This window comes from Paenarthrobacter ilicis (assembly GCF_016907545.1).
GTDB lineage: Bacteria > Actinomycetota > Actinomycetes > Actinomycetales > Micrococcaceae > Arthrobacter > Arthrobacter ilicis.
The window spans coordinates 2,100,031-2,126,182 of sequence record NZ_JAFBCD010000001.1; the positions used below are offsets into that span (position 1 = coordinate 2,100,031).

At 60.6% G+C, this 26,152-nt stretch carries 26 protein-coding genes; 11 read left to right on the plus strand and 15 right to left on the minus strand.

Annotated elements, in window-relative coordinates; genetic code table 11:
- Positions 1–74: 74 nt before the first annotated feature.
- Positions 75–917, minus strand: a complete 843-nt coding sequence (locus JOE60_RS09550) for a methyltransferase domain-containing protein (RefSeq protein ID WP_167266357.1) — start codon at positions 915–917, stop codon at positions 75–77.
- Positions 918–985: 68 nt separating this feature from the next.
- Here JOE60_RS09550 and JOE60_RS09555 point away from each other — a divergent pair, with 68 nt between their 5' ends.
- Positions 986–3,001 carry a prolyl oligopeptidase family serine peptidase gene (locus JOE60_RS09555; protein WP_167266353.1) on the plus strand — a complete coding sequence of 672 codons (2,016 nt, stop codon included), beginning with the start codon at positions 986–988 and terminating at the stop codon, positions 2,999–3,001.
- On the opposite strand, the gene JOE60_RS09560 is transcribed toward JOE60_RS09555, so the two are convergent.
- Positions 2,998–3,681: a peptide deformylase gene (locus JOE60_RS09560; RefSeq protein ID WP_167266349.1), complete on the minus strand. Its 684-nt coding sequence runs from the start codon at positions 3,679–3,681 to the stop codon at positions 2,998–3,000. The two genes, JOE60_RS09555 and JOE60_RS09560, sit on opposite strands and share 4 nt — an antisense overlap.
- A gap of 52 nt (positions 3,682–3,733) precedes the next feature.
- On the opposite strand from JOE60_RS09560, the gene JOE60_RS09565 reads away from it, so the two are divergent.
- The gene (locus JOE60_RS09565; protein WP_167266345.1) at positions 3,734–4,177 is read left to right on the plus strand and encodes a nuclear transport factor 2 family protein; all 444 of its coding nucleotides are present in this window, start codon (positions 3,734–3,736) and stop codon (positions 4,175–4,177) included.
- Here JOE60_RS09565 and JOE60_RS09570 read toward each other — a convergent pair.
- Genes JOE60_RS09570 through JOE60_RS09580 form a run of 3 tightly spaced genes read right to left on the minus strand, consistent with a single transcriptional unit; the run spans position 4,164 to position 7,130 of the window.
- Positions 4,164–5,285, minus strand: coding sequence for an FAD-dependent monooxygenase (locus JOE60_RS09570; protein WP_167266341.1), 1,122 nt, complete (start codon positions 5,283–5,285; stop codon positions 4,164–4,166). The genes JOE60_RS09565 and JOE60_RS09570 overlap by 14 nt on opposite strands.
- A complete protein-coding gene (locus JOE60_RS09575; RefSeq protein WP_208381443.1) occupies positions 5,278–5,946 on the minus strand; it encodes a class I SAM-dependent methyltransferase in 669 nt (222 codons plus the stop codon). The genes JOE60_RS09570 and JOE60_RS09575 overlap by 8 nt, the downstream gene beginning before the upstream one ends.
- 47 nt (positions 5,947–5,993) lie before the next feature.
- On the minus strand, positions 5,994–7,130 hold the full coding sequence (locus JOE60_RS09580; RefSeq protein WP_167266332.1) for a type III polyketide synthase: 1,137 nt from the start codon (positions 7,128–7,130) through the stop codon (positions 5,994–5,996).
- Between the two features lie 130 nt (positions 7,131–7,260).
- Here JOE60_RS09580 and JOE60_RS09585 point away from each other — a divergent pair, with 130 nt between their 5' ends.
- Positions 7,261–9,654, plus strand: a complete 2,394-nt coding sequence (locus JOE60_RS09585; RefSeq protein ID WP_167266327.1) for an ATP-binding cassette domain-containing protein — start codon at positions 7,261–7,263, stop codon at positions 9,652–9,654.
- Between the two features lie 101 nt (positions 9,655–9,755).
- Here JOE60_RS09585 and JOE60_RS09590 read toward each other — a convergent pair whose 3' ends face one another.
- Entirely contained in the window at positions 9,756–10,538 is a 783-nt protein-coding gene (locus JOE60_RS09590) for an RNA polymerase sigma factor (protein WP_167266323.1), read from the minus strand.
- Positions 10,539–10,633: 95 nt separating this feature from the next.
- On the opposite strand from JOE60_RS09590, the gene JOE60_RS09595 reads away from it, so the two are divergent.
- Entirely contained in the window at positions 10,634–11,617 is a 984-nt protein-coding gene (locus JOE60_RS09595; protein ID WP_167266320.1) for an Lrp/AsnC family transcriptional regulator, read from the plus strand.
- Between the two features lie 6 nt (positions 11,618–11,623).
- Here the strand turns inward: JOE60_RS09595 and JOE60_RS09600 are convergent, their stop codons facing one another.
- Both JOE60_RS09600 and JOE60_RS09605 read right to left on the minus strand, forming a co-directional pair.
- Positions 11,624–12,046, minus strand: a complete 423-nt coding sequence (locus JOE60_RS09600) for a VOC family protein (RefSeq protein ID WP_167266317.1) — start codon at positions 12,044–12,046, stop codon at positions 11,624–11,626.
- A complete protein-coding gene (locus JOE60_RS09605; RefSeq protein ID WP_167266314.1) occupies positions 12,043–12,540 on the minus strand; it encodes a VOC family protein in 498 nt (165 codons plus the stop codon). Before JOE60_RS09605 ends, JOE60_RS09600 begins: the two co-directional genes overlap by 4 nt.
- Positions 12,541–12,643: 103 nt before the next feature.
- Here JOE60_RS09605 and JOE60_RS09610 point away from each other — a divergent pair, with 103 nt between their 5' ends.
- Positions 12,644–13,033: a DUF3054 domain-containing protein gene (locus tag JOE60_RS09610; RefSeq protein ID WP_167266311.1), complete on the plus strand. Its 390-nt coding sequence runs from the start codon at positions 12,644–12,646 to the stop codon at positions 13,031–13,033.
- A 102-nt stretch (positions 13,034–13,135) separates the two neighbouring features.
- On the plus strand, positions 13,136–13,414 hold the full coding sequence (locus JOE60_RS09615; protein WP_167267055.1) for an Lrp/AsnC family transcriptional regulator: 279 nt from the start codon (positions 13,136–13,138) through the stop codon (positions 13,412–13,414).
- Between the two features lie 36 nt (positions 13,415–13,450).
- Here the strand turns inward: JOE60_RS09615 and trpD are convergent, their stop codons facing one another.
- On the minus strand, positions 13,451–14,509 hold the full coding sequence (gene trpD, locus JOE60_RS09620) for an anthranilate phosphoribosyltransferase (protein WP_167266307.1): 1,059 nt from the start codon (positions 14,507–14,509) through the stop codon (positions 13,451–13,453).
- Positions 14,510–14,657: 148 nt separating this feature from the next.
- Here trpD and ctaE point away from each other — a divergent pair, with 148 nt between their 5' ends.
- The 4 genes from ctaE (at position 14,658) to qcrB (ending at position 18,991) form a co-directional block, all read left to right on the plus strand.
- Positions 14,658–15,296, plus strand: a complete 639-nt coding sequence (ctaE, locus tag JOE60_RS09625) for an aa3-type cytochrome oxidase subunit III (protein ID WP_167266302.1) — start codon at positions 14,658–14,660, stop codon at positions 15,294–15,296.
- Positions 15,297–15,383: 87 nt separating this feature from the next.
- The gene (gene qcrC / locus JOE60_RS09630; protein WP_167266298.1) at positions 15,384–16,172 is read left to right on the plus strand and encodes a cytochrome bc1 complex diheme cytochrome c subunit; all 789 of its coding nucleotides are present in this window, start codon (positions 15,384–15,386) and stop codon (positions 16,170–16,172) included.
- A gap of 97 nt (positions 16,173–16,269) precedes the next feature.
- Positions 16,270–17,340, plus strand: coding sequence for a cytochrome bc1 complex Rieske iron-sulfur subunit (qcrA, locus tag JOE60_RS09635; protein WP_167266294.1), 1,071 nt, complete (start codon positions 16,270–16,272; stop codon positions 17,338–17,340).
- Positions 17,318–18,991, plus strand: coding sequence for a cytochrome bc1 complex cytochrome b subunit (gene qcrB / locus JOE60_RS09640; RefSeq protein ID WP_167266290.1), 1,674 nt, complete (start codon positions 17,318–17,320; stop codon positions 18,989–18,991). The genes qcrA and qcrB overlap by 23 nt, the downstream gene beginning before the upstream one ends.
- An 88-nt stretch (positions 18,992–19,079) precedes the next feature.
- On the opposite strand, the gene JOE60_RS09645 is transcribed toward qcrB, so the two are convergent.
- The 6 genes from JOE60_RS09645 to JOE60_RS09670 form a co-directional block, all read right to left on the minus strand.
- Positions 19,080–19,868, minus strand: coding sequence for a GntR family transcriptional regulator (locus JOE60_RS09645; RefSeq protein ID WP_167266286.1), 789 nt, complete (start codon positions 19,866–19,868; stop codon positions 19,080–19,082).
- A 347-nt stretch (positions 19,869–20,215) separates the two neighbouring features.
- The gene (locus JOE60_RS09650) at positions 20,216–20,617 is read right to left on the minus strand and encodes a cytochrome c oxidase subunit 4 (protein ID WP_167266281.1); all 402 of its coding nucleotides are present in this window, start codon (positions 20,615–20,617) and stop codon (positions 20,216–20,218) included.
- Complete coding sequence (gene ctaD / locus JOE60_RS09655) at positions 20,614–22,338, minus strand: aa3-type cytochrome oxidase subunit I (protein ID WP_167266278.1); 1,725 nt, start codon at positions 22,336–22,338, stop codon at positions 20,614–20,616. Before ctaD ends, JOE60_RS09650 begins: the two co-directional genes overlap by 4 nt.
- Before the next feature lie 10 nt (positions 22,339–22,348).
- Positions 22,349–23,221: an aa3-type cytochrome oxidase subunit II gene (gene ctaC / locus JOE60_RS09660; protein ID WP_167266274.1), complete on the minus strand. Its 873-nt coding sequence runs from the start codon at positions 23,219–23,221 to the stop codon at positions 22,349–22,351.
- Between the two features lie 183 nt (positions 23,222–23,404).
- Positions 23,405–23,794 carry a HesB/IscA family protein gene (locus JOE60_RS09665; RefSeq protein ID WP_167266271.1) on the minus strand — a complete coding sequence of 130 codons (390 nt, stop codon included), beginning with the start codon at positions 23,792–23,794 and terminating at the stop codon, positions 23,405–23,407.
- 162 nt (positions 23,795–23,956) lie between these two features.
- Positions 23,957–25,390, minus strand: a complete 1,434-nt coding sequence (locus tag JOE60_RS09670; RefSeq protein ID WP_167266266.1) for a dipeptidase — start codon at positions 25,388–25,390, stop codon at positions 23,957–23,959.
- Between the two features lie 114 nt (positions 25,391–25,504).
- On the opposite strand from JOE60_RS09670, the gene JOE60_RS09675 reads away from it, so the two are divergent.
- Positions 25,505–26,098: a DUF3043 domain-containing protein gene (locus JOE60_RS09675; RefSeq protein WP_167266261.1), complete on the plus strand. Its 594-nt coding sequence runs from the start codon at positions 25,505–25,507 to the stop codon at positions 26,096–26,098.
- The last annotated feature ends 54 nt before the right edge of the window (positions 26,099–26,152 follow it).

Consider the following 26,152-nt stretch of genomic DNA (forward strand, 5'->3'; position numbering starts at 1 on the left):
CCCTTGGTCCCGGATCCCGCGAGCAGGATCACAGTCGCTGTTCTTCCATCCTAGCCCGCGCCGCCTTTGAAGCGTCAGGACAGTATGAATTCGGAGAGTCGGAACCTCGCCGTCGCGGTCACCGTGCCGCTGCTTTCCGCCAGCCCATCAAGGTCTTCAGGCAAGAGGTGGTGCCCGGCCGGCCCCATGAAGGCAAGGTCCCGTGCGTCGTGGCCGCTGAGTTTCAGGGGGATCTCCAAGTTAGATCCCCCAACGGGCGTGAAGTGCCCCCGCATGCTTTCGGCCAACCGCTCCGCCTTGCCCTCCTCAATGGACAGCATCCCGGCGCGTTGAGCAATCTCTGCCAAGTGACCGGGCAACGGGGTGACGACTGTGAGCTTTCCGCCGGGGCGGAGGACCCGGGCAAATTCCGGAGGGTTCCGGGGCGCGAAGACCACAACAATGGCGTCAACAGTGTTGTCCGCCAGGGGGAGGTCGCGCCAAATGTCCCACACCAGGTTCGCCGCTTGCGGGTTTTTCCGGGCAGCGCGGCGCAGGGCGAATTTGGAGATATCCAGTCCGATGGCGCTGGCCGACGACTCTTGCAGGACGGCGTGAAGGTAGTACCCGGTTCCAGTCCCAGCATCGAGGACCCGCGCGTCGGGTCCCCTCAACGATCCGGCAACCGACTGAGCCACCTTCTCAGCCAACGGCCGGTAGTGACCGGCCTCGAGGAAACGATGCCGGGCTGCCACCATGTCCGAAGAATCTGCCTCGAAGGCCGTGCCCTTGCCTGTCAGCAGATTGAAGTACCCCTGCTTCGCGGCGTCAAAGACGTGTCCGTTGTGGCAAGCCAGCCCCTGTTGCCCTTCATCCTGAAGCTGTAAAGCCTCTCGGCATACGGGACAGCGGAGGGCAGCAACGGCGTCAAGCAACATGGCTTCAATCCTACGGCGGCCGGAGTGTCTGGTACTTGCTGTGGAAACGCCGGGCTAGGCTCACCAACGTGAAACCAGAGCAACTGCCCCTGCTGAATTCCGTATCCGCCCCGGCCATTCACCCGGATGGCTCAAAGGCGGTGGTCGCTGTTACCAGGCCGGACTTTGCTGCTGACAGCTACGTCGGCCAGTTGTGGTCCGTTCCCATGGACCCCACCAAGCATCCCCGCCGCATCACCCGCGGGTTCAGGGATACGTCTCCGGCATTTTCGCCCGATGGCCTCGTCCTGGCCTTCCTGCGCAGCGACCCTGACGGCAAGGCACAAATCCACGTCGTGGAAGCGGCGGGAGGCGAACCCCAGCGGATCACCCATCAACATGCAGGGGTGGAAGATTTCACCTGGGCACCCGATTCACACCGGTTGGCCTTCACCTCCCGCGTTGCGGAGGAGGGCCGGTACGGAACAGTGGACGGCGTTGCGTCCGGGCAGGAGGATCCACGGCTGATCACGGCCAATCAATACAGGATGAACGGCCTGGGTTACACCGCGGATCAGCGGCTTCAGGTTTTTGTGGTCGAAGTGCCGGAGCTGGGAAGCGAGCCAGCAGTGGCCCCCAAGGGACGGGCTGCCAATGAAGAGGGCCGCAACGCTTTTACGGATGTTCCCGCAGCTGAGCAGATCACTTGTGGGGACTCGGACCACGAATCACCCTGTTTCTCAGCGGATGGCTCTCATCTCTATTTCATCGCCGCACTCCACGAAGGCCATGACAAGGACCTGGTCACCTCCGTCTACCGGGTTGATGCGCGCGGAGGCCGGCCGGCCGCCGTCGAGCCTTCACATCTTGTCCCTCAGACGGTCACGGATGTCCGCGTGTCGGCCGATGGCCGGTGGTTGTTCTACATAGCCCAGGGCCTGGGCACCACCGGGCTGGACTTTGTAGGCCGGAACGGTGTCCTTTACGCAATGCCGATCGATGGGGGAGAAGCGCTGGCCCTGACCGACGTCGAACTCCTGGACGTTTCCGGTCCGTTGGAGCCCAACGGCCCTGCAAGCATGCTGGTGCTGAACACAGCGTTGGGAAGCGTCGAACTGCTGGACGTGCCGGCAGAAGGAGAAATCACGCCTTTGGTGCATGGGGCCCGGGTGGTGATCGGCGCCAGCGTCGCCGCCAACGGGGAGGTGGCCATCAGCTATTCCGATGCCGCCACTGTTGGTGATGTGGCAGCACTCGAACGCGGGGAAGTCCGCCTCCTCACCGACTTTTCCGGCGAATTGCGGAACAACTCCACTGTCTCCGAGCCCTTGGATTTTGAGGCGGTAAAAGACGATGGGCACAAGGTGCACGGGTGGTTGGTGTTGCCCGAAGGACCCGGCCCCCACCCCGTTCTGCTGAACATCCACGGCGGACCGTTCGCCCAGTACACCGGCGCGTTCTTCGATGAAGCACAGGTATATGCCGCCGCTGGATATGCGGTGGTGATGTGCAATCCCCGCGGTTCCGCCGGTTATGGGCAGGCCCACGCCCAGGCCATCAAGGAACGCATGGGCACGGTGGACATGGAAGACGTTCTTCTCTTCCTCGATGCCGTGCTGGAATCCTCCAGCAGGCTGGACAAGGAACGCGTAGGGATCATGGGTGGCTCCTACGGCGGGTATTTGACGGCGTGGATCATTGCCCATGAACACCGCTTCAAGGCAGCTGTTGTTGAGCGCGGTTTCCTGGATCCCGTGAGCTTTGCCGGTTCGGCGGACATCGGCTGGTTCTTCGGTGCCGAGTACACGGGCGGATCAGCGGAACAAATGGCCGCACAAAGCCCCATGGCCGTCGTATCGCAGGTCACGACGCCTACGCTGGTGGTTCACAGCGAGAATGACCTTCGCTGCCCTCTTGAACAAGGGCAAAGGTACTACCATCATCTGGCGTCGCAGGGCGTGGAAACTGCTTTGTTGGTTTTTCCCGGCGAGAACCATGAGCTGTCCCGGGCCGGGACGCCGCACCACCGAAAGCAGAGGTTTGAGCACCTGCTGGGTTGGTGGTCCAAGTATTTGCCGACTGGTGCCAACCCGACGCGGGGTTAGTGTTCCTTTGGGAGGAATCCCAAGGAGATGCGGGCATCGGTTACGTCTGGCGCAGACCAACGGGCAGAGTGCTCGGCATTGGTTGTCAGGGAACGCAGTTCCGCACGGTCCAGGTACAGCGTGCCGTGCAAGTGGTCCGTTTCATGTTGGACGATCCTGGCCTGCCACCCCGAAAACCACTCTTCGACTGCTTCACCGGCTGTGGTGGTGTACCTCAGCTCGACATTCCGGTGACGCCTAACCACCGCCTGGTAGCCGGCAACGGAAAGACAACCTTCGTAAAACGAGGCAGTTTCCGCCCCCAGCGGCCTGTAGCCGGGATTGATGATGGTGAAAAACTCCAAGGGTTCCCTGTGGCGCACTGCGGCTGAGTCCGGGTCCACGGCGTGTTGGTCCTCAAGAACGGCCAGCTGCAAGGGGATGCCCAGCTGCGGTGCGGCCAGGCCAACACCCGGCGCATCATGCATGACATCACGCATCCGGTCCACCAGGGCCATCAGCTCAACGTCGTCAACCTGCCCATCAAAAGGGGCCGAAACCTGGCGCAGTGCCGGGTGTCCCGCTTGGACGATGGCCGGGAGCGCCTCCGCATCAAGCAGCCGCCGGACAGCATCCCTGATCTGGATCGGGTTGAAGTCAGTGGCAGGAATGGACCCCTCGTGAACCGGTTGATGTGTCATGGCTTGAGCCTAGCGCGGCGAACCACCGGGACCCATGGACTAGGCTCGGTGAATGAGTGATTCCACACCCTTGGACTGTGTACTTGGCTTCGTCAGGACCGTGGAGGCCGGTGGCGGCTCCGCCGAGTTGCGGCCGTTCCTGGCCGAGGATTTCACGCTGACCGAGTGGCCGCATGTGCTCTCAAAAACCGGCTCAACCCGGAATCTGGCGGAGACGTTGTCCGGGGCAGACCACAGCAAGGACATCGTGGCGAACCAGCGCTTCGAAGTTGTCCGGTCCACCACCGAAGGCGACAGAGTGGTGTTGGAAATGAACTGGTCTGCCACCTTGCTTCTGGATCTGCCGCATTGGGACCGGGGCGATACCATCCGCGCCCGGAGCACTGCCGTCTTTGAGCTGAGGGACGGACTGATCGTCAGCCAGGACACCTACGACTGCTATTACACGACGCCCGTGGACGTCAGCCCAATGGAGAGCCCTGCTAGCGCATCGTAAAGCGCCGTTCAACGTACGCGGACACGGCAGGAACACCAAGAACAGTGGCGAAGATCTTGTTCCTGCCTGCCAAGACAGGGCGGGGGAGAGGGCGCCCCAGTGCCATGTTCAACCCCGCCTGGCGCGACGCCCGGACAGCGAAACCACGGCGGGACTTCTCGAAATCCTTGAGTTGGCGGCCAACGTCCGCTCCGCTGAGTGATGAAGTGATGATAGGAGCCAAGGCGGCGGCATCGAGCCACCCAAGGTTCATGCCCTGCCCTCCGATGGGACTGATCTCATGCGCTGCGTCCCCCAGGAGGACAACCCTGCCATGCACCATCCTCCGCGCAAGCCGTGACTGAACCTCAAAAGCACTCAGCATCGTGTTGCTGGAGGCGTCCAGCACCTCACCGGTCCTCCGCTGGACCAACTCCGCCAACCCAACCGGCGTCGTGCCCCGGTCCGGTTCTGCCAAGCGCACCACCCACCTCCGTATGGTGTCAGGCAGGGGAAAAGACTCAACAATGCCGCCCGGTTCAAGGTACAAAACAGCATCGGTGCCGTGCGGGGTCTGATCCTTGAAATCGCCCATGATGTAGCTGTCCGGATAGCCGCGCGACGGCTGGTGCGGCAACAATGAACGTCTGATCCTCGAATGGGCGCCATCGGCAGCGATCACCAGGCGGGCCCTGAACTCCACACCCCCGGCGGTCGGCACCGTCACTGACCACGGATGAGGGACCAGCTCCTGAACCTCGGCTCCGCGCACCAGAGCATCGGCGTCCAGGTTGTTCACAGCCTCCTCGAGGACTCTTTCGGTGACAGGCTGCGGAACGGCAAGGATGTAAGGGAAGTCGGGAGCACCATCGAACGGCAATGCCGCCACGGGCTCGCCGCCACTGTAGGCGAGGCCACGGGAGATCCGAACGCCGGCAGCCGACAAAGTCTCGGCGACACCGGCCCTCGCCAACTCCCTGAGCGACGGCGGGTGGATGCCTATGGCCCTTGAGCGTTCACTACGCTCTACGCGACGTTCCAAAATCCGTACTGAATGACCTCGCTGGAGCAGCAGTGTTCCCATAAACAGCCCTACCGGACCTGCTCCCACGATGACGACGTCAAGCACGGTCCGCTTCCTCCGTTGCGTAGTGGGTCAGCAAGGAATGCCAGGGACCGTTGCGCTCCACCGTCCACCGAGCGGGGACCACGGCCGTCAACTCCTGGGGAGTAAAGCTGCGTCGGATGGAGGTCAAACCGTCCCGCCAAATATAGGACCCCACGCCCAACGGCCAGAAGCCCAGCCAGAACAAACCATAGGAGACATTGCTGCGCCTCAGGTCGTTATGAAGGACCACGCCACGGCTAAGGCGTTCCGAGTCGCGCAGAACCTCCGCCAGCTGACCGCTGTCCAGGTGATGGAGGATGTGGTTGGAAATGACGACGTCGTAGGTGAGTCCTTCGGAAACAAGCTGCGAACTGTGGGCCTGGCGGTAGGCAACACCCTCCACGGCGGTTGAACCGGCAGCGAAGCGGAAGGCGCGCTCATCCGGATCAACCGCTGTGATGGCAAGTCTGAAACCGTCCCTTTGTGCCCACTGCGCGAGGCTGCGGGCCACATCGCCGCTGCCGCAGCCTATGTCCAGCAGGGTGGCCTCGCCTGTCCTTGAAAGCACGGGCTTGATCCGTTCCCGATAAACCGCGTGCCAACCGGACAGGAGCCTGTTGACCACTGGAAACCGCATGTAGGTCCGGTCAAGCCGCCGCGCATCGCAATCGGCCTTGTCCATCTCCTCCTCTGCGTCCGCAGCCCGTCCGGCCAGTGAGCCCCAAGGCCTCACAAGCTGGGGGAGACCAATGTAAAGAGGCCGGTTTCCACGGTCAGGCCGGGGCCGAAAGCCATGGAACAGATCCGTTCCTCCGGTTGCTCAGCCTTCCTTTGCAGCATGTATTTCAAGACAAACAGGACCGTTGCACTGCTCATGTTGCCGTATTCCCTCAGCGTCTCCCTGGCCGGTATGAGCTGCTTCTCCGTGAGTTCCAATTTGGATTCAACTTTGTCCAGGATGCTCCGGCCCCCAGGGTGGATGGCCCAGTGGGTGATGTCCCGGTAAGGGACCCCCGACAACTGCGGATCCTTGGCAAGGAGGGGCTCAAGGGCACCGGTGATGTGCTCCTCAATGATGTGGGGAACGTAGGTGCCCAGCACCATTTCAAACCCCTCATCGCCGATGTTCCAGGCCATCGCTTCTTCGCCCACCGGAGTCAGGACCGTTTCGAAGTGGTCCAGGCGGATCACGGGCTCATCGCTTTCGGGTTCACGGGCGGTGATGATCGCTGCGGCCGCTCCGTCGCCGAAGATCGCAGAACCCATGATGGTGTCCGGGTCGTTGGAGGTCCTGACGTGCAGCGAACACAGTTCCACACAGATCACCAGGACCACTGCTTGGGGATCCGCCACGCAGAATTGTTTGGCAGCTTTCATGGCAGGAAATGCGGCATAGCAACCCATGAACCCCAGGTGGTAGCGCTGGACTGAGGGGCTCAAACCGAGCGCGCGGACCACCTTGTAGTCAGGTCCCGGGTTGAAAAAGCCTGTGCAACTCACGGTGATGACGTGGGTGATGTCGTCCAAGTCGATCCCCGAAGCGCTGGCCACGGCAGTCTTGCCGGCTTCCACAAACAATTTGGTGGCTTCCGTGGCGAAAATTTCGTTGCGGACTTTCGTGCTGGGGCTCAATACCTGGTTGGTGGCGGGGTCGAAGAACAGCGGGGTCTCCGGGTGGGCATCGAGGCTCAGTTCCGCAACTGCCGTGTAGCGGGTATCAATGGCGGCTGAGTCGAAACAGGTGGAAACGAGTCGGGTGCCCAGCCTGGTCAGGTTAGGTTGGGAAGCGAAAACGTCGCGGGCCTGCTGCTGGACGAGGATAGTTGGCGGGACTGCGGTTTCGAGGGACCTCATGTATACCGGCATGCTTCATTCTTAGCGAGTAATCCAAGGATGACAATGGCAGAATCGTACCTACCGGCCGAAGGTGGCTGGAGAGAGCCCGGCGAAAGCCGTCAGGATACTGCGGTTCCGCCGCTGCATAGATGGAGCAACCATGAGTACTGTCCGGAACCCGGCGACGCACAATCCGGCATCGCATGTAGCCGACACTCATGAGCTCATCAGGGTTCAAGGCGCCCGCGAGAACAATCTGAAGAATGTCAGCGTGGACATTCCGAAAAGGCGCCTGACTGTTTTCACGGGCGTCTCCGGTTCAGGCAAGAGTTCCCTGGTGTTCGCCACCATCGCCGCAGAGTCCCAGCGCATGATCAACGAGACGTACAGCGCGTTCGTCCAAGGCTTCATGCCCAGCCTTGCCCGCCCCGATGTGGACATGCTTGAAGGACTCACCACGGCCATCATTGTTGACCAGGAGCGCATGGGCTCCAACCCCCGGTCCACCGTTGGAACCGCAACCGACGCCAATGCGATGCTCCGCATTCTCTTCAGCCGCCTGGCCCAGCCAAACATTGGCTCGCCCAATGCATACTCCTTCAACGTCCCCACGGTGAAAGCCAGCGGTGCCATCACCGTGGAGCGGGGCGAAGGCAAGACCAAGACGGAGAAGGCAAGTTTCAACCGCCTCGGCGGGATGTGCTCCCGTTGCGAGGGCATGGGTTCCGTCAACGACTTTGATCTCACCGCCCTCTTTGACGCGGGCAAATCCCTCAGTGAGGGGGCGCTGACCATTCCCGGCTACACCATGGATGGCTGGTACGGGCGGATTTTCAGTGGCTCCGGCTTCTTCAGCATGGACAAGCCCCTCGGCAAGTTCACCAAGAAGGAGATGCACGATCTCCTGTACCGGGAGCCCACCAAAATCAAGGTTGAGGGTATCAACCTGACGTACGAAGGGGTGATCCCCAAGATCCAGAAGTCCATGCTCAGCAAGGACGTGGATGCCCTGCAGCCCCACATCCGCGCGTTCGTGGAGCGGGCCATCACCTTTACGACATGTCCCGAATGCGATGGCACCCGGCTCAGTCCCGAGGCCAGGTCCTCCAAGATCAACGGGAAGAGTATTGCTGACGTCTGCTCCATGCAGATCAGTGATCTCGCAGCCTGGATACGTACGCTGGATGAGCCCTCTGTGGCTCCCTTGCTCACGGGTCTCCAGCACCTGCTGGATTCCTTTGCGGACATCGGCCTGGGGTACCTTTCCCTGGACCGCCCCGCCGGCACGTTGTCCGGGGGAGAGGCCCAGCGGACCAAAATGATCCGCCACCTGGGCTCGTCCCTGACGGATATCACGTATGTCTTTGATGAGCCCACCATAGGGCTCCACCCGCATGACATCGAGCGGATGAACCAACTCCTGCTCCAATTGCGGGACAAGGGAAACACTGTCCTGGTGGTGGAACACAAACCCGAAACCATAGCCATCGCCGATCACGTGGTGGATCTCGGACCAGCCGCAGGCAGCGGCGGAGGGTCAGTCTGCTTTGAAGGCGACGTTGAAGGTTTGCGGGGGAGCAGCACCACCACCGGCCGCCATATGGATGACCGTGCCTCCATCAAGGCGAGCGTGCGTCCGGCCAACGGAAAGCTGAAGATCAGGGGCGCCTCCACGAACAATTTGAAAAATGTGGACGTCGACATCCCGCTGGGCGTTCTGTGTGTCCTGACCGGCGTGGCTGGTTCAGGCAAGAGTTCACTGATCCATGGCTCGGCGGCCAAACGCGAGGGCGTCCTGGTGATAGACCAGGGAGCCATCCGTGGTTCCCGGCGAAGCAATCCGGCGACGTATACGGGTTTGCTGGAGCCGGTCCGAAAGGCTTTCGGCAAAGCCAACGGTGTCAAGCCGGCCCTGTTCAGTTCCAACTCGGAAGGCGCCTGCCCAACTTGTAACGGCGCAGGCGTGATCTACACCGATCTGGGCGTCATGGCCACGGTGGAGTCCACGTGCGAGGAATGCGATGGAAAGCGCTTTCAAGCGGCCGTCCTTGAATACAGGCTCGGTGGCAGCAATATTGCAGAAGTGCTTGCAATGTCTGTGGACGAAGCTGGAAAGTTCTTCAGTGAAGGAGACGCAAAGACTCCCGCTGCACACAAAGTCCTCACCAGGCTTGCTGACGTTGGGCTCGGATACCTGACCCTCGGACAGCCGCTCACCACGTTGTCCGGCGGTGAACGCCAACGCCTGAAGCTTGCCACGCAGATGTCCGAAAAGGGCGACATCTACATCCTGGACGAGCCAACCACTGGACTCCACCTGGCCGATGTCCAGAACCTGCTGGGAATGCTTGACCGGCTTGTCGACTCAGGGAAATCGGTCATTGTGATCGAACACCACCAGGCTGTGATGGCACACGCTGACTGGATCATTGACCTGGGTCCGGGCGCAGGTCACGACGGCGGCGCAATAGTTTTCGACGGAACTCCCGCTGATCTTGTGGCAGGGAAAGCCACGCTCACGGGTAAACACTTGGCAGCTTACGTAGGTGCTTGAAATCCTGCTGGATCAACCACTTTCGGGACCCTGTCCATAACGCCGATAATCTACATTATGTAAAGTAATGCGAAAGCGGAGGTCCCCCGAAGCGTGGGAAGCTACGCCGTAGCGCTTCTGCCGGGCATCACTGACTGCAGTTCCCTCAGCTCCACCAACGCTTCCGTGCAGCGCGTGCAAGCAGCCAAGTGCTGATCCACGCGCGCCTTGGCAGCTTGGCGGACAGCATTTCTGACGAACTTTCCCAAGTATTTGGAGATGTCGGTGCATGCGCCACTTATTGGCGGCGGGACATGTTCCTGCAGATATGCCTGGCGAAGGCCCTCGCGGGCTCTGATCAACAACGATGACACCCCATTGGGAGTCAACTCCATCACCCGCGCCGTAGCCGCAGGCTTCAAGCCCTCAACTTCCACGCACCACAAGACAGCCCTCCACCGCAGTGGCAGGGCCTGAAAGGCTTTCATCAAGACCGTTGATTCCAGGGCCATTATTCCTTGGTCGTCATCCAGGATCAGCGCATCCATCGCGCTGCCGTAACCGAGTATGGGGGCACGCCGGCTCTTGACGTTGCGTCGATAGGCAAGCCGCCGCACTGCTGTTGTGAGATACGCCTGAAAGGAATCACGTGGTCCGTGTCCTGCCACCAGAGAGTCCAGAACAGAGGCGAAGGCGTCCGCGACAACGTCGTCGGCGTCACTGCGGTTGTCGCACTCGGCGCGAGCAACATAGCCGGCCAAAGCACGGTGCCTCTGATAAAGCCGGCTGAAGGCCGCAAGATCCCCCGATCGAACAGCATCCACCAGATCCGGGTCTGTTTCGGATTCCTGGGATTGGACGCCTGTTGTGGTGACGGGCTCCTGAATCAGGGCGATACCGGACATGTCGGCCTCTCGTTGGAAGGGGTGAGCCCTCAACATAGGCAACTGGTGGTTGAATACTCTCAAAATGCAGGCTTTCTCCGGAAAGAGCACCAACCATGCAGGATTACGAATTCGACGAGCGGGATCTCCGGCTCCTCCATGCTTTGCAAATTCGCCCACGAGCGACGTGGGCGGCGTTGGCGCCGGTGGTGGGCGCGGACGCAGTCACACTTGCCCGACGCTGGAGTGCCCTTCAGGCCGCGGGACTGGCATGGATCACCACCTACACCGGACCAGGCACCAAGTATGCCGGGGCCCTGATGGAGATCGCCTGCTCCCCCGCCAGTATTGCAACGGCCACGGAGGAGCTCGCCAACGATCCGGAAGTCTTGTCGGTGGACCAAACAGCGGGCGCGCGGGACCTCATAGTCACCCTGCTGTGCCGCGACGACGCGGATCTTGGCCGGTATGTGTTGGATAGGATTCCTGCCATTGCCGGGATCACAAGCTCCCGGACCCACCGCGGCATCAAGTTGCTGGCCGATGCCCAGCAATGGCGCCTCAGGTCACTTCTGGAACGGGAAATCCAGCAGCTGGAAGCAGCACTCCCCCAGCCGGCGTCCGCCCGTCGAGGCATCCCGTCCGAGACGGAAAGCAAGGTTGCCGCCATCCTCAGATCAGATCCGAGGGCTTCAGTCTCCCGCATTTCCGAGGAAGCAACGATCAGCCCCACCCGGGCCAGGGAGTCGCTTGCCACCATTTTGGCGGAAAAACGGCTTATCGTCCGCACCGAAGTGGCCCGCCTCTATACCCCCTGGCCGATCGCTGTCTGGTACTTCCTGAGGGTGCCCGTCACTCAAGTTGAAGCGGTCGCCGGTCGGTTGGTGGGCCTACAGGAAGTACGTTTGGTCACCACCACAGCTGGTCACTATTCGATCCTCATGCTGGTCTGGCTGCGCCGCGTCGAAGACATGACCCTGCTGGAGCGGCAATTGGGCGAACGACTCCCCTTCGCCGAGATCATGGACCGTTCCATCGTGTGGCGGACGCCAAAACACATGGGAAAGAGGCTGACGCCCGATGGCCGGCTGCTTATGTGAGCCTGCTCAGCCCTGTCCACCGGCGATATTGACCAGCCAGGCAATACCGAACTTGTCGACGCACATGCCAAAGGCATCACCCCAAGGTGCAGTCTCCAGCGGCACGGTGACCGAACCGCCGTCGACCAGTTTGTCCCAATAGCCCCGAAGCTCGGCGTCATCCGTCGCCTCGCCGCTGAGCGAGACCGACACGTTGTCCCCCGGGTTGTATTCCATGCCCTCCGGCGTATCGGCGGCCATGAGCGTCAGTCCTCCGGCGGTGGTCAGCATCGCATGCATCACCTTGTTGGCCTCGGCGGGATTCTCGCTGGCTTGATAGTCGGCAAAGGTGCTGATGGTGAGTTCACCGCCAAATACCGATTCATAGAAGGTGATGGCATCACGGGCGTTATCCCTGAACGAGATGTAGGGATTGAGTCGAATGGTCATTCTCCTGGTCCTTTCACTTGCTGCTGATTCCCGGTGACCTGGTCACTGTTGTACGCGGCGCGCAAGGCGTTGATGTCGAGCTTCCGCATTTTCATCATTGCCGCCATGGCCCGCTGGGATCCTTCGGGATCCGGACCACCCAGGAACTCCCCCATCCCCTGCGGCACAACCTGCCACGAGAGGCCGAACTTATCCTTCAGCCAACCGCACTGGCTTTCCTGCCCTCCCTCCAGCAGGGCATCCCAGTAGCGGTCCACCTCTTCCTGGGTTTCACAGTTCACCACCATGGAGACGGCCTCATTGAAACTGAAGGCCGGGCCACCATTAAGGCCCATGAAGTGCCTGCCCTCAATGTCGAACTCAACGGTCAATGGCACGCCGCCCGGACCTGGCATCGTTTGTCCCATCGACGAGTTGTCGAAAATGCCCGTGTAGAACAAGGCGGCTTCCTCAGCCTGCCCGTCAAACCACAAACACGTGGATATTTTTTGCACTGGCTCTCCCTCACGGTTAGCGGGACGTTCCCCATCCGAGGCTAGTACGGTGAGTTTTCTCACACAATGCCCGGCTCTGCACCCGCCCGGCTACTGTCGAAGCATGCTTTTCACTTCCAAACACTGGATTGCTGCTGCCGCGGCGGACTTTCTCCTGATTCTTCTCTTTGCGGCCATTGGCCGGGATGCACACTCACGAGGGGACATCATCACCGGGGTGTTTTCCACAGCATGGCCCTTCCTCGCCGGCGCAGGAGTGGCGTGGCTGGCCCTTCGGCTGTGGCGCTTCCCACTTGGTCTTTTGCCGGCCGGAGTTGGCGTTTGGATTGGGGCAGTCCTCCTCGGAATGATCCTCCGGAGCATCACTGGGCAGACCGTGGTCCCGGCATTCGTCGTGGTTGCAACCATCAGCCTCGGACTGTTCCTGGTGGGCTACCGGGGCCTAATACTTCTGATCAGGCGCTGGTCCGCCTCGCGGAATGGACGCAATTGAGCGCAGAGAAGCAGCTGAGCCCTTGACCAGCCACCACCACACGTCGTGGCCGATGCACTAGGCTGAAAGTAGTTTGTGATGATGCTTTCGGAAAGGCCGCCTGTGATCACCGCTTTTGTCCTGATCAAGACCGATGCTTCCCGCATTCCGGAAACCGCGGAACAGATTTCCGCCATCCAGGGAATCAGCGAGGTTTACTCGGTCACCGGCGAGTGGGACCTGATCGCGGTAGCACGCGTCTCCAAGCACGACGAGCTCGCGGACGTCATTGCCGACAAGCTGTCCAAGGTTGCTTCAGTGGTCCACACGACAACCCACATTGCGTTCCGCGCTTACTCGCAACACGACCTGGACGCCGCTTTCGCCCTCGGCTTCGAGTAGGAAGGCAACGGCTGCCAGCCGGCGGCCGTAGCGGAATCAGGACTGGCTCAGCGCCGTCCACTTGGCAAGGACTGCCGCTGCCCTGCCGGAATCCACGGACTCTGCTGCCCGCTGGTATGCGGCCTGCATGCGTTCCACCAATGAACCTTCCGCGGTGAGATCGGCCGACACCAGCCCAGCCGCTGCATTGAGAAGAACAGCGTCCCGGACGGGACCCGTTTTACCGTCAAGAATTTGCCGGACCACCTCTGCGTTGGCGCTGGCGTCCCCTCCACGAAGATCGCCCACGGTGGAAGGACCAATACCAAGAACGCTGGGCGAAAATACCTGTTCCGTCACAGCTCCGTTCCGGAACTCCCACACTGTTGACGGGCCCGTAGGGGTCAGTTCATCCAAACCGTCATCACCCCGGAAGACCAATCCACGGCTTCCCCGCCGTGCCAGCACTCCCGCCACCAGGGGCGCCATGCGCTTGTTGGCAACACCTACGGCGGAAGCCTGGACATGAGCCGGGTTGGTCATGGGACCCAGGAAGTTGAACGCTGTGGGTACGGCCAACTCACGCCGCGGAACCGCCGTGTGGCGGAACGAAGGGTGGAATACCTGGGCAAAGCAAAAGGTGATTCCCGCCTCTTCGGCGTTCCGGGCAACGTGGTCGATGGACAGGTCCAAACGCACCCCGAGTGCTTCAAGGACATCCGCGGAACCCGACGTTGATGAAGCGGCCCTGTTGCCGTGCTTCACCACTTTCGCTCCGGCGCCGGCAGCTACCAACGCGGCCATGGTGGAGATATTCACCGTGTTGAGGCGATCACCGCCCGTTCCAACAATGTCCAGCTTTTCACCGGAAATGCTGATGGGGTTGGCATGCTGGACCATTGCAGCTACCAGTCCGGCCAGCTCCTCCACCGTCTCCCCCTTGGCGCGCAAGGCAACCAGGAAGCCGGCAATCTGGGCTGGAGTCGCTTCTCCGGACATGATGGTGTTCATGGCCCACTCGGTATTGTCCACGGACAGGTCATCGCCATTGATCAATGCTGAGATGAGGCCGGGCCAGGTGTTGCTGGCTGCTTTGGCCGTTGCCGGAGAAGTCACCCACTGATGCTATCCACCCCGCCGCGCTGATGACCAATGTGAACAGGGTCGGGAACTTTTCCGCGCGATTTCGCGTCTTTGTAGAAAAAGTCTCCCGAATCGGTGGTTTGCATTGGGAACTCTGGACTTTTACAGACATAATGTCCTTGTGACATCTGCGACCCATGCCCCCAGTACCCCGGCGCACCCGACGCTGAACCGCCCCAACCTGGTTTCTGTTGGAACCGTAGTTTGGCTGTCCAGTGAGTTGATGTTCTTCGCCGGTCTTTTTGCCATGTACTTCACCCTGCGCTCCACATCAGGATTGATGTGGGCCGAGGAGACGGCCAAGCTCAACTTCCCGTTTGCGCTCGTCAACACCATCGTCCTTGTGGCAAGTTCTTTCACTTGCCAGATGGGCGTCTTCGCTGCCGAGCGGCTTGAACCGCGCCGCACAGGCCGGCTCCTGCAATTCACCCGCTGGGGCATGACCGAATGGTTTGTCCTCACCTTCATCATGGGTGCGTTCTTCGTTGCCGGCCAGACCACGGAATACGCCATGCTCGTCTCCGAGCACGTGTCCTTGTCGTCCAACGCCTACGGCTCAGCCTTCTACATGACCACGGGCTTCCACGGCCTTCACGTCATCGGTGGTCTGATCGCGTTCCTCTTCATCATCGGCCGCGCATTCGCTGCCAAGAAGTTCGGACACTTTGAGGCGACGTCGGCGATTGTCACGTCTTACTACTGGCACTTCGTGGACGTTGTGTGGATCGGCCTCTTCCTGGTCATCTACGTCCTGAAGTGACCCAGCATTGACTCTTTTTCTACAAGAGGCAGAATTTATAGAAGCGGCTCTCGGAGCCGACGCAGGATCGAAAAAAGGAACCACCACGTGAAGGCACTCTCGCAGAAGCGACGTCACCCACTGGCAGCCATTGCGCTGCTGTTGATGGGGCTCCTCCTCACTGGTGGGCTCTACGCCGTTGCCACAACCGTCAACCAGGCCAAGGCCGACACCACCAGCTACAGCGCCAGTGATGTTGAAGAGGGCGGCAAGCTGTTTGCCGCCAACTGCGCCACCTGCCATGGAATGGGTGCAAGCGGAACCAACGACGGACCCTCGCTGGTCGGCGTAGGTGCTGCTGCTGTTGATTTCCAGGTTGGTACCGGCCGTATGCCCATGCAGATGAGCGGCCCCCAAGCCCAGAAGAAGCCAGCCCAGTTCAATGAAGAGCAGACCAAGCAGCTCTCCGCCTACGTTGCATCACTCGGCGCAGGTCCTGCCATTCCCGAGGAAAGCCTCCTCGACGGCAAGGGAGACGCAGCCAAGGGTGGCGAACTCTTCCGCGTGAACTGCGCCATGTGCCACAACGCCGCTGCTGCCGGCGGTGCATTGACCCGCGGCAAGTTCGCTCCGGGACTGGCTGGCGTCAGCGCAGACCACATCTACGAGGCCATGGTCACCGGCCCCCAGAACATGCCGGTCTTCAACGATTCAAACATCACTCCTGAAGACAAGCGCGACATCATCACCTTCCTGAAGACCATCGAGGCCAACGGCTCTCCAGGTGGTGCTGAGCTCGGATCCCTGGGTCCGGTATCGGAAGGTCTGTTCGTGTGGGTGGCTGGCTTGGGTGTCATCATCGCCTTCACCATCTGGCTGACGTCACGTACGTCCTAGCCGCAGGCTTGAAAAAACTTCTGCTGCACAGTCAGCAGTTTGAAACTGATAACAACTCGACCCCGGTCGAGACAACGAGAGAAGGATGAGGCGAATTATGGGCAACCATAGTGACGGCAGTCCGAACACCTCGGGCACCGTAGCTAAGGCTGGTCAGAATGAGGTGGAGAAGTTCCAGGATCCTGGACTTCCTCCGCACCGTTTGCGCCTGGCTGACACGGACCCGGTAGCCGCAAAGCGCGCCGAGCGTCAGGTAGCCATTCTGTTTGGCACCTCCGTCATTGGTACTTTGGTCTTCCTGGTGGCGTACTTTGCCATTGATTTGGGCGGCGACACCAGCATTGCGACCATTCGTACCCAGAATCTCCTTCTGGGTCTCGGCACGGCATTCGCCATGCTGGGCATCGGAACGGGCATCGTGCACTGGGCCAAGGCCTTGATGCCGGACCACGAGGTCTCGGAAGAGCGCCACGCAATCCGCACCGAGGAAGACCGCCAAGCAGCTGTCCGGATCGTGGATGACATTGTTGAAGAGACGGGTATCAAGCGCCGTCCCCTCATCCGGAACACCCTGCTCGGAGCTGTAGCTTTGGCTCCCCTCCCGGCACTCGCAATCTTCGGAGACCTGGGCCCCCGCCCGGACAAGGCACTGGCACATACCATGTGGGCTCCGGAAGGTGACAAACTCAAGCGACTCACCCGCGACCCCGATGGCACCCCCATCAAGGCATCGGATGTCACCATCGGCTCGGCATTCCACGTCATCCCCGAGGGCTTGAACGAACTGCATGAAGGAAAACTGAACGAAAAGGCCAAGGCCGTGGTTCTCCTCATGCGCCTGGACCCGAACTCCCTTAACCCTTCAGAGGGCCGGGAAAACTGGAGCTACAACGGAATCGTTGCATACTCCAAGATCTGCACGCACGTTGGTTGCCCGGTTGCTCTCTATGAGCAGCAGACGCACCACCTCCTGTGCCCCTGCCACCAGTCCACGTTCGACCTCACGCAGGAATGCAAGGTCATCTTTGGACCGGCCAGCCGTCCGCTCCCCCAGCTGCCCATCGCAGTGGACGCAGAAGGCTACCTCGTCGCCACCAGCGACTTCAGAGAACCTGTAGGACCGAGTTACTGGGAGCGTGACGAGCATGAGCGTTTCATCAACAGCTGAAACCCCCTTCGTCCCGAAGACCAAGGTTGGTGGCATCACCAACTTCGTTGACGAACGTGTGGGTGGCTCAGGCATCCTGCGCGAATTCGGCCGGAAAGTCTTTCCGGACCACTGGTCATTTATGTTTGGTGAGGTGGCGCTGTATTCCTTCGTCATCTTGCTCATGTCCGGAACCTTCCTGACATTCTTCTTCGATCCTTCAATGGCTGAAACCCACTACCAGGGTTCCTACACGCCGCTGTACAACGTCGAAATGTCCGTGGCTTACAGTTCATCGCTGCACATCTCCTTCGATGTGCGCGGCGGTCTGTTCATGCGCCAGGTCCACCACTGGGCAGCACTGCTCTTCGTGGCCTCGCTGGGTGTCCACATGCTCCGTGTGTTCTTCACGGGTGCATTCCGCAAGCCGCGTGAGATGAACTGGGTGGTGGGCGGTGTTCTGCTGATCCTCGCCATGGCAGCCGGCTTCACCGGCTACTCGCTCCCCGATGACCTGCTGTCCGGCAACGGCCTGCGCATCATCGACGGCGTTATCAAGTCCATCCCCGTGATCGGCACCTACATCTCGTTCTTCCTCTTCGGCGGAGAATTCCCGGGAACTGCCATCATCGGGCGGCTCTACGTTCTTCACATCCTGCTTGTTCCTGCGCTCATCCTCTTGATGATCGTCATCCACCTCTTCATGGTGGTTGTCCACAAGCACACCCAGTACCCCGGTCCGGGTCGCAATGACGGAAACGTTGTTGGCTACCCCTTGGGTCCTGTTTACGCAGCGAAGGCCGGCGGCTTCTTCTTCATCGTCTTCGGTGTCCTTGCACTCATGGCGGCCGCTTTCACGATCAACCCGATCTGGAACTACGGTCCCTATGATCCTTCCCCGGTATCTGCAGGCACCCAGCCTGACTGGTACATCGGATTCGTGGATGGCGCTTTGCGCCTGATGCCTGGTGTCATCAATGACTTCCACTTCGAGTGGGTCATTTTCGGACACGTGCTGACATTGAACGTGCTTCTTCCGGCACTTGTACCGGCTGGCATCATCTTCACCGTTCTCTTCACCTACCCGTGGATTGAACGCTGGGTGACCAAGGACAACCGGGAACACCACGTTCTTGATCGTCCCCGTAATGCTCCGACCCGTACCGCGATTGGCGTCGCCGGATTCACCTGGTATTGCGTCATGTGGGCCGCTGCTGGTTCGGACCTCATTGCCACGCACTTCCATGTATCGCTGAACGACGTCACGTACTGGCTGCGGACCCTGTTCTTCATTGGCCCGATCATTGCCTTCATCGTGACGAAGCGCATCGCTTTGGCTCTGCAGCGCAAGGACCGTGAAATCGCCCTCCACGGACGCGAGACGGGCCGTATCGTTCGCCTCCCGCACGGTGAGTTCATTGAAGTCCACGCGCCCCTGGACGACTACAAGCGCTACAAGCTTGTCGGCTTCGAATCCCCGGCTCCGCTTCCGGCCGAACCGAACGAGCATGGCGTTGTGACCGGTAAGGAAAAGCGCCGTGCGGCACTTTCCAAGTGGTTCTTCGAGGACCGTGTTGCCCCGGCAACGCCGGCCGAGCTGGAAGCCGCGCATGCGCACGGTCACCACGAGGCCATCATCTCAAGCGAAGACCAGAAGAGCCTGAGCCACTAACCAGCTCATACTCCGACATAAAGAAAGCCCGGTCCACACGGACCGGGCTTTCTTTTTGATCGTTGCAAGCAGCTCAAACGACGACTGGCTACTGCGTTCGGTAACCGGTTGAGTAATTACGGGTTGGCCGTACGCCAGGACGTTGCAGAGGAACCCACAGCTTGTAGCGATCCGCCCTGTAGTAAGACACTGAGTAGTCCACCATAGCCCGGGCCACGAAGGCGTGCCGCTGGATCTTCAGCAGTGGCGATCCCACATCAACGTTGAGGAGTCTCGCCGTGGACGGCGACGCAGCAGTTGCTTCGATCATGTCTTCGCCCCACTCCATGATCAGCCCGTACCGCTCATTGAGGACGTTGTACAGGGATGTTGGCGGTGCGTCATCCAGCAAGCCAGGGACCCTGTGGGCCGGTATGAAGTTTTCATCAACGCTCATCGGTTCGTTGTCCGCCAAGAGCAATCGCCTAAAGCGTACAAGAGGCGTTCCCTCTTCAAGTTGCAGTTCCCGCGCAAGAAAGGCACTGGCGGCAATTTGCTCGAAGCTCAGGACTTTCGCCGCCGGGACCATGCCGCGACGTTGCATTTCCTCGCTGTAGGACGTCAGTTTTACCTGGAGGTCCAACTTGGGTTTTCGGACGAAAGTCCCCAAACCGACGACGCGTTCGAGGACCTCCTCCCCCACCAAGGCATCAATCGCCTGGCGGACAGTCATTCGAGCCAGGCCAAACCTCAGCGACAGATCGCGTTCCGATGGCAACGCGGATCCCGGAGGGCACGACGTAGAGATGAAAGACCTGAGGATCTCCCGAAGCTGGACGTAGATGGGTACGGGGCTGGACCTGTCTATGGTCCCTTCGATGTTCGCTGCCTCAGGCATGATTCGGGTCCAAGGTCATGGTCCAAGGATAGTTGAACGCCGCGGCAGGTCTAGACCACCTTCCCAATGCATCATAGGGACGCATCGTGCTCTCCCGCTTCCCTCTGTTGCCTCGATCCCCCCGGAGCCCCTCCCTGCGTGTCGGAAACGCCCGACCTCCTGGAACCCTTCCAGGAACCCGTTGGGAGCCTCTGGCGCCCTTGAAGCCCCTCTGGTGGCCCCCAGCGCCCTGAGTATCATCAACCCCCGACTACCCTGATCCGCACTACTTCAAAACCAAAGCAGCGTTAAACACAAACAGGCCCCACCAGGAGGTGGGACCTGTCAGCGTAAAAACTGTTCGGAACTTAGTGAGCGTGGTCGCCGCGGCTGTATTCGAAGACCCAACCAACCAGGGCGATGACCGCGAGGCCACCGGCTACGTAGGTGATCCAGAAACCCACGGCCAAGCCGAGGAAGCCGCCTGCACAGGAGAGGCCAAGTACCAGCGGCCACCAGCTCCAAGGGCTGAAGTGGCCCTGTTCTCCAGCACCCTCGTGGATTTCAGCGTCGGGGCGGTCTTCAGGCCGAAGACCAATGCGCTTACCGGTAAACCCGAGGTAGGCACCGATCATGCCTGCCAGGCCGCCCACCAGGAGAATACCCAGGACGCCGACCCATTCGGTCCATTCCGTCAGGAAACCATAAATGATGGTCACGGGGATGAAGAAGAAGACTCCGGCTCCGAAGAGCCACGATTCAATTTTCATTTGCTGACGTCCCTCTGGTCTGCATTACCCAAAACAGCTGCTGCGGGTGACGGAGCTTCGGCAGTGTGGACCTGTGCCAGTTCAGGGTGGTGAAGGTCCAGTGCCGGGCGCTCGGAGCGGATACGGGGCAAGGAAGTGAAGTTGTGACGCGGCGGCGGGCAGGAGGTTGCCCACTCAAGCGAGGCGCCGAAGCCCCAGGGATCGTCAACTTCAACCTTCTTGTTGCTGCGCCAGGTGATGTAGACGTTCCAGAAGAACGGAAGCAGCGAGGCACCCAGTACGAACGAGGAAATTGTCGAGAACTGGTTCATCCAGGTGAAGTTGTCCTGCGGCATGTAGTCGGCGTAACGACGCGGCATGCCTTCGACGCCCAGCCAGTGCTGGATCAGGAATGTGCCGTGGAAGCCGAGGAACAGCAGCCAGAAGTGGATCTTGCCAAGCCGCTCGTTGAGCATCTTGCCGGTCCACTTGGGCCACCAGAAGTAGAAGCCTGCGAACATCGCGAACACAACGGTACCGAACACCACGTAGTGGAAGTGAGCCACCACGAAGTAGGAGTCGGACACGTGGAAGTCCAGCGGCGGGGACGCCAGGATGATACCCGTGAGACCACCGAAGAGGAACGTGACCAGGAAGCCGATACTCCACAGCATGGGGGTTTCAAAGGTGATGGATCCCTGCCACAGGGTTCCGATCCAGTTGAAGAACTTAACACCGGTTGGGACCGCGATCAGCATGGTCATGAAGGCGAAGAACGGAAGGAGCACGGATCCCGTGACGTACATGTGGTGTGCCCACACAGTTACGGAGAGGGCTGCAATGGCGATCGTCGCGTAAACAAGGCCCTTGTAGCCGAAGATCGGCTTGCGGCTGAAGACCGGGAAGATCTCGGAAACAATGCCGAAGAACGGCAGGGCGATGATGTACACCTCAGGGTGACCGAAGAACCAGAACAGGTGCTGCCACAGAACTGCGCCGCCGTTTTCGGGGTCGAAGATGTGTGCACCGAAGCGTCGGTCTGCACCGAGTGCGAACAAAGCAGCAGCAAGCGGCGGGAAGGCCATAAGGACCAGGATCGCCGTAACCAGCGTGTTCCAGGTAAAGATCGGCATACGCCACATGGTCATGCCCGGTGCGCGCATGCAGATGATGGTGGTGATGAAGTTGACAGCACCAAGGATTGTTCCGAAGCCGGACAGTGCGAGGCCGAAGACCCACAAATCACCACCGACGCCGGGGCTGAATGTGGTGTTCGACAACGGCGCATAAGCGAACCAACCGAAGGAAGCGGCACCCTGGGGGGTGATGAATCCGGAGACGGCAATGGTGGAACCGAAGAGGAAGAACCAGAAAGCCAAGGCATTCAGACGCGGGAAGGCAACGTCAGGTGCACCAATCTGCAGCGGCATGATGACATTCGCGAAGCCGGCAAACAGCGGCGTAGCGAACATCAGCAGCATGACGGTGCCATGCATGGTGAACATCTGGTTGTACTGCTCTTTGGTCTGCAGGATCTGCATGCCGGGCTCAAAGAGCTCGGCGCGGATCAACAACGCCATGACGCCACCGAGGCAGAAGAACACGAAGGACGCAATGAGGTACATGTACCCGATGGTCTTGTGGTCGGTGGAGGTGATCCAGTTGACGACGATGCGCCCCTTGGACTTGGGTACTACCGGAGATTCAAGAACCCCCGGCGCGGATTGAGTGTACGTAGCCACGTCGCTCCCCTTACTTGGATTCGTTCAGGTTCGGGTTGCGGTCGTATTCCGCACCGAGGAGACCCGTGTTGCCCTCTTGGCGGAGCTGGTCCATGTGGGCCTGGAATTCAGACTCGGAGACAACCTTGACGCGGAAGAGCATTTCGGAGTGGTATTCACCGCAGAGTTCGGCACACTTACCATCGAAGGTGCCTTCCTTGGTGGGGGTGAACCTGATGTAGTTCGTCTTGCCGGGGATCATGTCGCGCTTCTGGAGGAACGCGGGAACCCAGAATGAGTGGATGACGTCGCGGGAGTTCAGCTCCAGGTCCACGGACTTGCCAACGGGCAGGTACAGGGTGGGGAGGAGTTCCTTGTTGACGTCGTTGCCGGTCAGGTGGGCCTGGACGCCGGCTTCGTGGAGGTCTTCATTGATGACCTCGCCCTTTTTGTAGTTGAAGTCCCACGCCCACTGCTTTCCGCGGACGTCAACGACGACGTCAGCGGGCTGTGAGCGGTCATCAATCGCGCGCTGGTCCTGGTCGGTGAAGTAGAAGAACACCAAAACCATGAACAGCGGGATGGTCAAGTAAAAGACCTCAAGCGGCAGGTTGTAGCTCAACTGCTTGGGGAAACCAGTGGTGCCCTTGCGGCGACGGTAAGCGACGATGCACCAGACCAGGAGGCCCCACGTGATGATACCGACTGCCAAGGCGGCGATCCATGAGTTGACCCAGAGGTCCATGATCCGGTCAGTGTGGTTGGTCGTGCCGCGCTCTGTCGGCAACCAACCCTTCTCTACCTCTGGTGAACATCCGGTCAAAACCAACGCGCCGGCAACTGCCAAGCCAGTGATCGAGGTGATCTTTATGCGTCGGCTGCCGGTTCGGTTCTGCGAACTCACAGACGGCCCTTCCTCTTGATGCTGTCTCCCGGCATGCCTATGGCGCGCCGGGCACACTAAACGTTTTACTACCCGATGTAGAGCTTACCGCTATCGCGCGGTTTTCGCGCACATGTCGGCGCCGTGGCTCCAAACGGTTTTGACTCCGCTTGAAGTGGCGCCGACGTGCAGCGAAAGCTCATATCAGTGGAACGAATCTCCGCAGGCGCAGGACCCGCCGGCGTTGGGGTTGTCAATGGTGAACCCCTGCTTGGAGATGGTGTCCTCGAAGTCGATGCTTGCACCGCTGAGGTACGGGACGCTCATCTTGTCGACCACTACTTCAACGCCGTCGTAATCGCGGACAGCGTCTCCGTCAAGGAGGCGCTCATCGAAGTAGAGCTGGTAGATCAAGCCTGAGCAGCCGCCGGGCTGGACGGCGACGCGCAGCCGAAGGTCGGTGCGGCCCTCCTGCTCGAGGAGGCTGCGGACCTTGCCTGCGGCAACGTCGGTCAAGTTGACCTCGTGTGCAGCGAGGCCATCGTTGTCGACGACCTGTGCTCCGGTGCTGTTTTCGTTGGTTGCAGTGCTCATTGGCCTACCTTCTTATGACGCTCTTGGCGGCCGCGCCTGGACGCTGCCTGCCCTTACCCAATTACTTACGGGTTACAGCCAATGCTACGTCGCGCAGACCTTTAGCTGTAACTCCTGACGTAACCCCGAACAACAACTGCTTGTTCCCGCATGGACCGGATATCAGTCCTGAAGGCCCTCAGCGTCGAGGCGCGCCAGCATCAGGGCCTCGGCCAGCACAGCATGCTGGAAGTCGCCGATGTGGAGAGACTCGTTGGCGCTGTGTGCCCTTGAATCAGGGTCTTCGACTCCCGTGACCAAAATCTGCACTTCGGGATAGACCTCCATGAGGTCGGCAATGAACGGGATTGAGCCGCCGATGCCCATCTCCACGGGCTGGACACCCCAGGATTCAGCAAGGGCCCACAGGGCCACCCGGGCGGCAGCGGATGATGTGTCAGTAGAGAACGCGTCGCCCCTCTCCCCCGGCGTGAACGTCACCTTTGCACCAAACGGAGCGTGGGCCTGCACGTGGCTCCTGAGAGCCTCCATCGCGGCTTCAGGATCCTGTCCGGGGGCCAACCGCATGCTGAACTTTGCCCTGGCCGAAGGGATCAGGGTGTTGGAGGCGACGTCGACGGCGGGGACGTCCATACCGATGATCGAAAGAGCGGGCTTGGTCCACATCCGCGAAGCAATGCTTCCGCTCCCGGCCAGCCGAACGCCGTCGAGCACTGAAGCGTCGGCCCGGTACTCCTCTTCGGTGAGATCCACGGTGACGTCGTCCCGGCTGACCAGACCGGAAACAGCAACGTTTCCCTGGTCATCATGCAGTGTGGCTATCAAACGGGACAGCAGGGTGGGCGCGTCCAGCACGGGACCGCCAAACATCCCCGAATGCACCGCGTGCTCCAGGACCCGTACCTCGAACGTACCGTCAACCAGCCCCCTGAGGCTGGTGGTCAGCGCGGGCACTCCAACCTTCCAGTTACTGGAGTCCGCCACAACGATCACGTCCGCCCGCAGAAGCTCCTGATGCTCTTCCAGGAAGGGGCGGAACGTGGGAGAGCCGGCTTCTTCTTCGCCCTCGAAGAAGAACGTCACACCGAGGCCGAACCTATCCCCCAGCACCTTCGTCACGGCGCTGTAGGCAGCCAGGTGGGCCATGATGCCTGCCTTGTCGTCCGCCGCGCCGCGCCCGTACAGCCGGCCGTCCCTTTCTTCCGCGACGAACGGCTCCGAGTCCCAGAGGCTCCGGTCCCCGGGAGGCTGGACATCGTGGTGTGCGTACAAAAGGATGGTTGGCTTGCCATCCGCTGCAGGACGACGGGCGACGACGGCCGGACCACCGGGAGTACCGTCCGCTTTGTCGCACCGCAGGATCCGGACGTCCTCCATGCCCGCTGCCTTAACAAGGTCGGAAACAGCGCCGGCGCTCTTATCCAGTTCCGCGGGATCAAAGCTGGGCCACGCGATGCCGGGAATGGCGACGAGTTCCTTCAGTGAGCCCAAAGTGTTGGCGAACGACTCCCGTACGGCCTCGGTAAGGGCCTCCACGGGAAGGTCGCCGGAATGAATGTGCTTGTCCTGCGGGATCTCCGCATGTGCTGAAGTCATGGCCACACTGTACCGCCGGGCGCGCGGTGGGTGTGGAAGGAAAAGCCTGGAGCAGGCCCCTCCGGCATCCGGACACGTAACGTGGGCCACCCTTCTGCGGGGTATTCTGTATGGGTGTTCGGACGCAAAAAGGAAGAGCCCAGCGCTCAATCAGTAGTTGACCAGGCCTACGCCGCTGCCCAGGAGGCCGGCCCCGGAAAGGGTTCCCCCACTCCCAAGCGGAAGGATCAGGAGGCAGCCCGCAAGCGCCCGCTGGTACCCACCGACCGGAAGGCCTCCAAGGCTGCTGAACGGGTGGCCATCAATGACCAGCGGCAGAAAATGCGCCAGGCCCTGGATACCGGCGACGAGAAATACCTTCCGCTCCGGGACAAGGGCCCACAGAAGCGGTATGTGCGCGATTACGTTGACGCCCGCTTCAGCCTTGGCGAGTACCTGATGTTTGGCGCACTCCTGTTCGTGGTCATTTCCCTGATCATCCCCACCACCAGCGCCGGCATCAGCTACGTCCTGGTGGGCTTCTGGGTCATGTTCCTGGCCGTGTTTGTCGACGTCTTCATTCTTTCCCGCAAGCTGCGGAAGAAGCTCACCGAGAAGTTCGGCGACGTGGAGCGGGGCACTGTTTGGTACGGCTGCATGCGGTCCCTTCAGTTCCGCAAGCTCCGCCTGCCCAAACCGCAGGTCTCCCGCGGCCAGTACCCGGCCTGACCCACATTCTCCTGGACCAAAAAGACCCCGGACCATTGGTCCGGGGTCTTTTGC

Coding starts and splice junctions, on each gene's coding strand:
- JOE60_RS09550 (WP_167266357.1), bottom strand. CDS start 917: ATGTTGCTTGACGCCGTTGCTGCCCTCCGCTGTCCCGTATGCCGAGAG.
- JOE60_RS09560 (WP_167266349.1), bottom strand. CDS start 3,681: ATGACACATCAACCGGTTCACGAGGGGTCCATTCCTGCCACTGACTTC.
- JOE60_RS09565 (WP_167266345.1), top strand. CDS start 3,734: ATGAGTGATTCCACACCCTTGGACTGTGTACTTGGCTTCGTCAGGACC.
- JOE60_RS09575 (WP_208381443.1), bottom strand. CDS start 5,946: ATGGACAAGGCCGATTGCGATGCGCGGCGGCTTGACCGGACCTACATG.
- JOE60_RS09580 (WP_167266332.1), bottom strand. CDS start 7,130: ATGCCGGTATACATGAGGTCCCTCGAAACCGCAGTCCCGCCAACTATC.
- JOE60_RS09585 (WP_167266327.1), top strand. CDS start 7,261: ATGAGTACTGTCCGGAACCCGGCGACGCACAATCCGGCATCGCATGTA.
- JOE60_RS09590 (WP_167266323.1), bottom strand. CDS start 10,538: ATGTCCGGTATCGCCCTGATTCAGGAGCCCGTCACCACAACAGGCGTC.
- JOE60_RS09595 (WP_167266320.1), top strand. CDS start 10,634: ATGCAGGATTACGAATTCGACGAGCGGGATCTCCGGCTCCTCCATGCT.
- JOE60_RS09600 (WP_167266317.1), bottom strand. CDS start 12,046: ATGACCATTCGACTCAATCCCTACATCTCGTTCAGGGATAACGCCCGT.
- JOE60_RS09610 (WP_167266311.1), top strand. CDS start 12,644: ATGCTTTTCACTTCCAAACACTGGATTGCTGCTGCCGCGGCGGACTTT.
- qcrA (WP_167266294.1), top strand. CDS start 16,270: ATGGGCAACCATAGTGACGGCAGTCCGAACACCTCGGGCACCGTAGCT.
- qcrB (WP_167266290.1), top strand. CDS start 17,318: ATGAGCGTTTCATCAACAGCTGAAACCCCCTTCGTCCCGAAGACCAAG.
- JOE60_RS09645 (WP_167266286.1), bottom strand. CDS start 19,868: ATGCCTGAGGCAGCGAACATCGAAGGGACCATAGACAGGTCCAGCCCC.
- JOE60_RS09650 (WP_167266281.1), bottom strand. CDS start 20,617: ATGAAAATTGAATCGTGGCTCTTCGGAGCCGGAGTCTTCTTCTTCATC.
- JOE60_RS09665 (WP_167266271.1), bottom strand. CDS start 23,794: ATGAGCACTGCAACCAACGAAAACAGCACCGGAGCACAGGTCGTCGAC.
- JOE60_RS09670 (WP_167266266.1), bottom strand. CDS start 25,390: ATGACTTCAGCACATGCGGAGATCCCGCAGGACAAGCACATTCATTCC.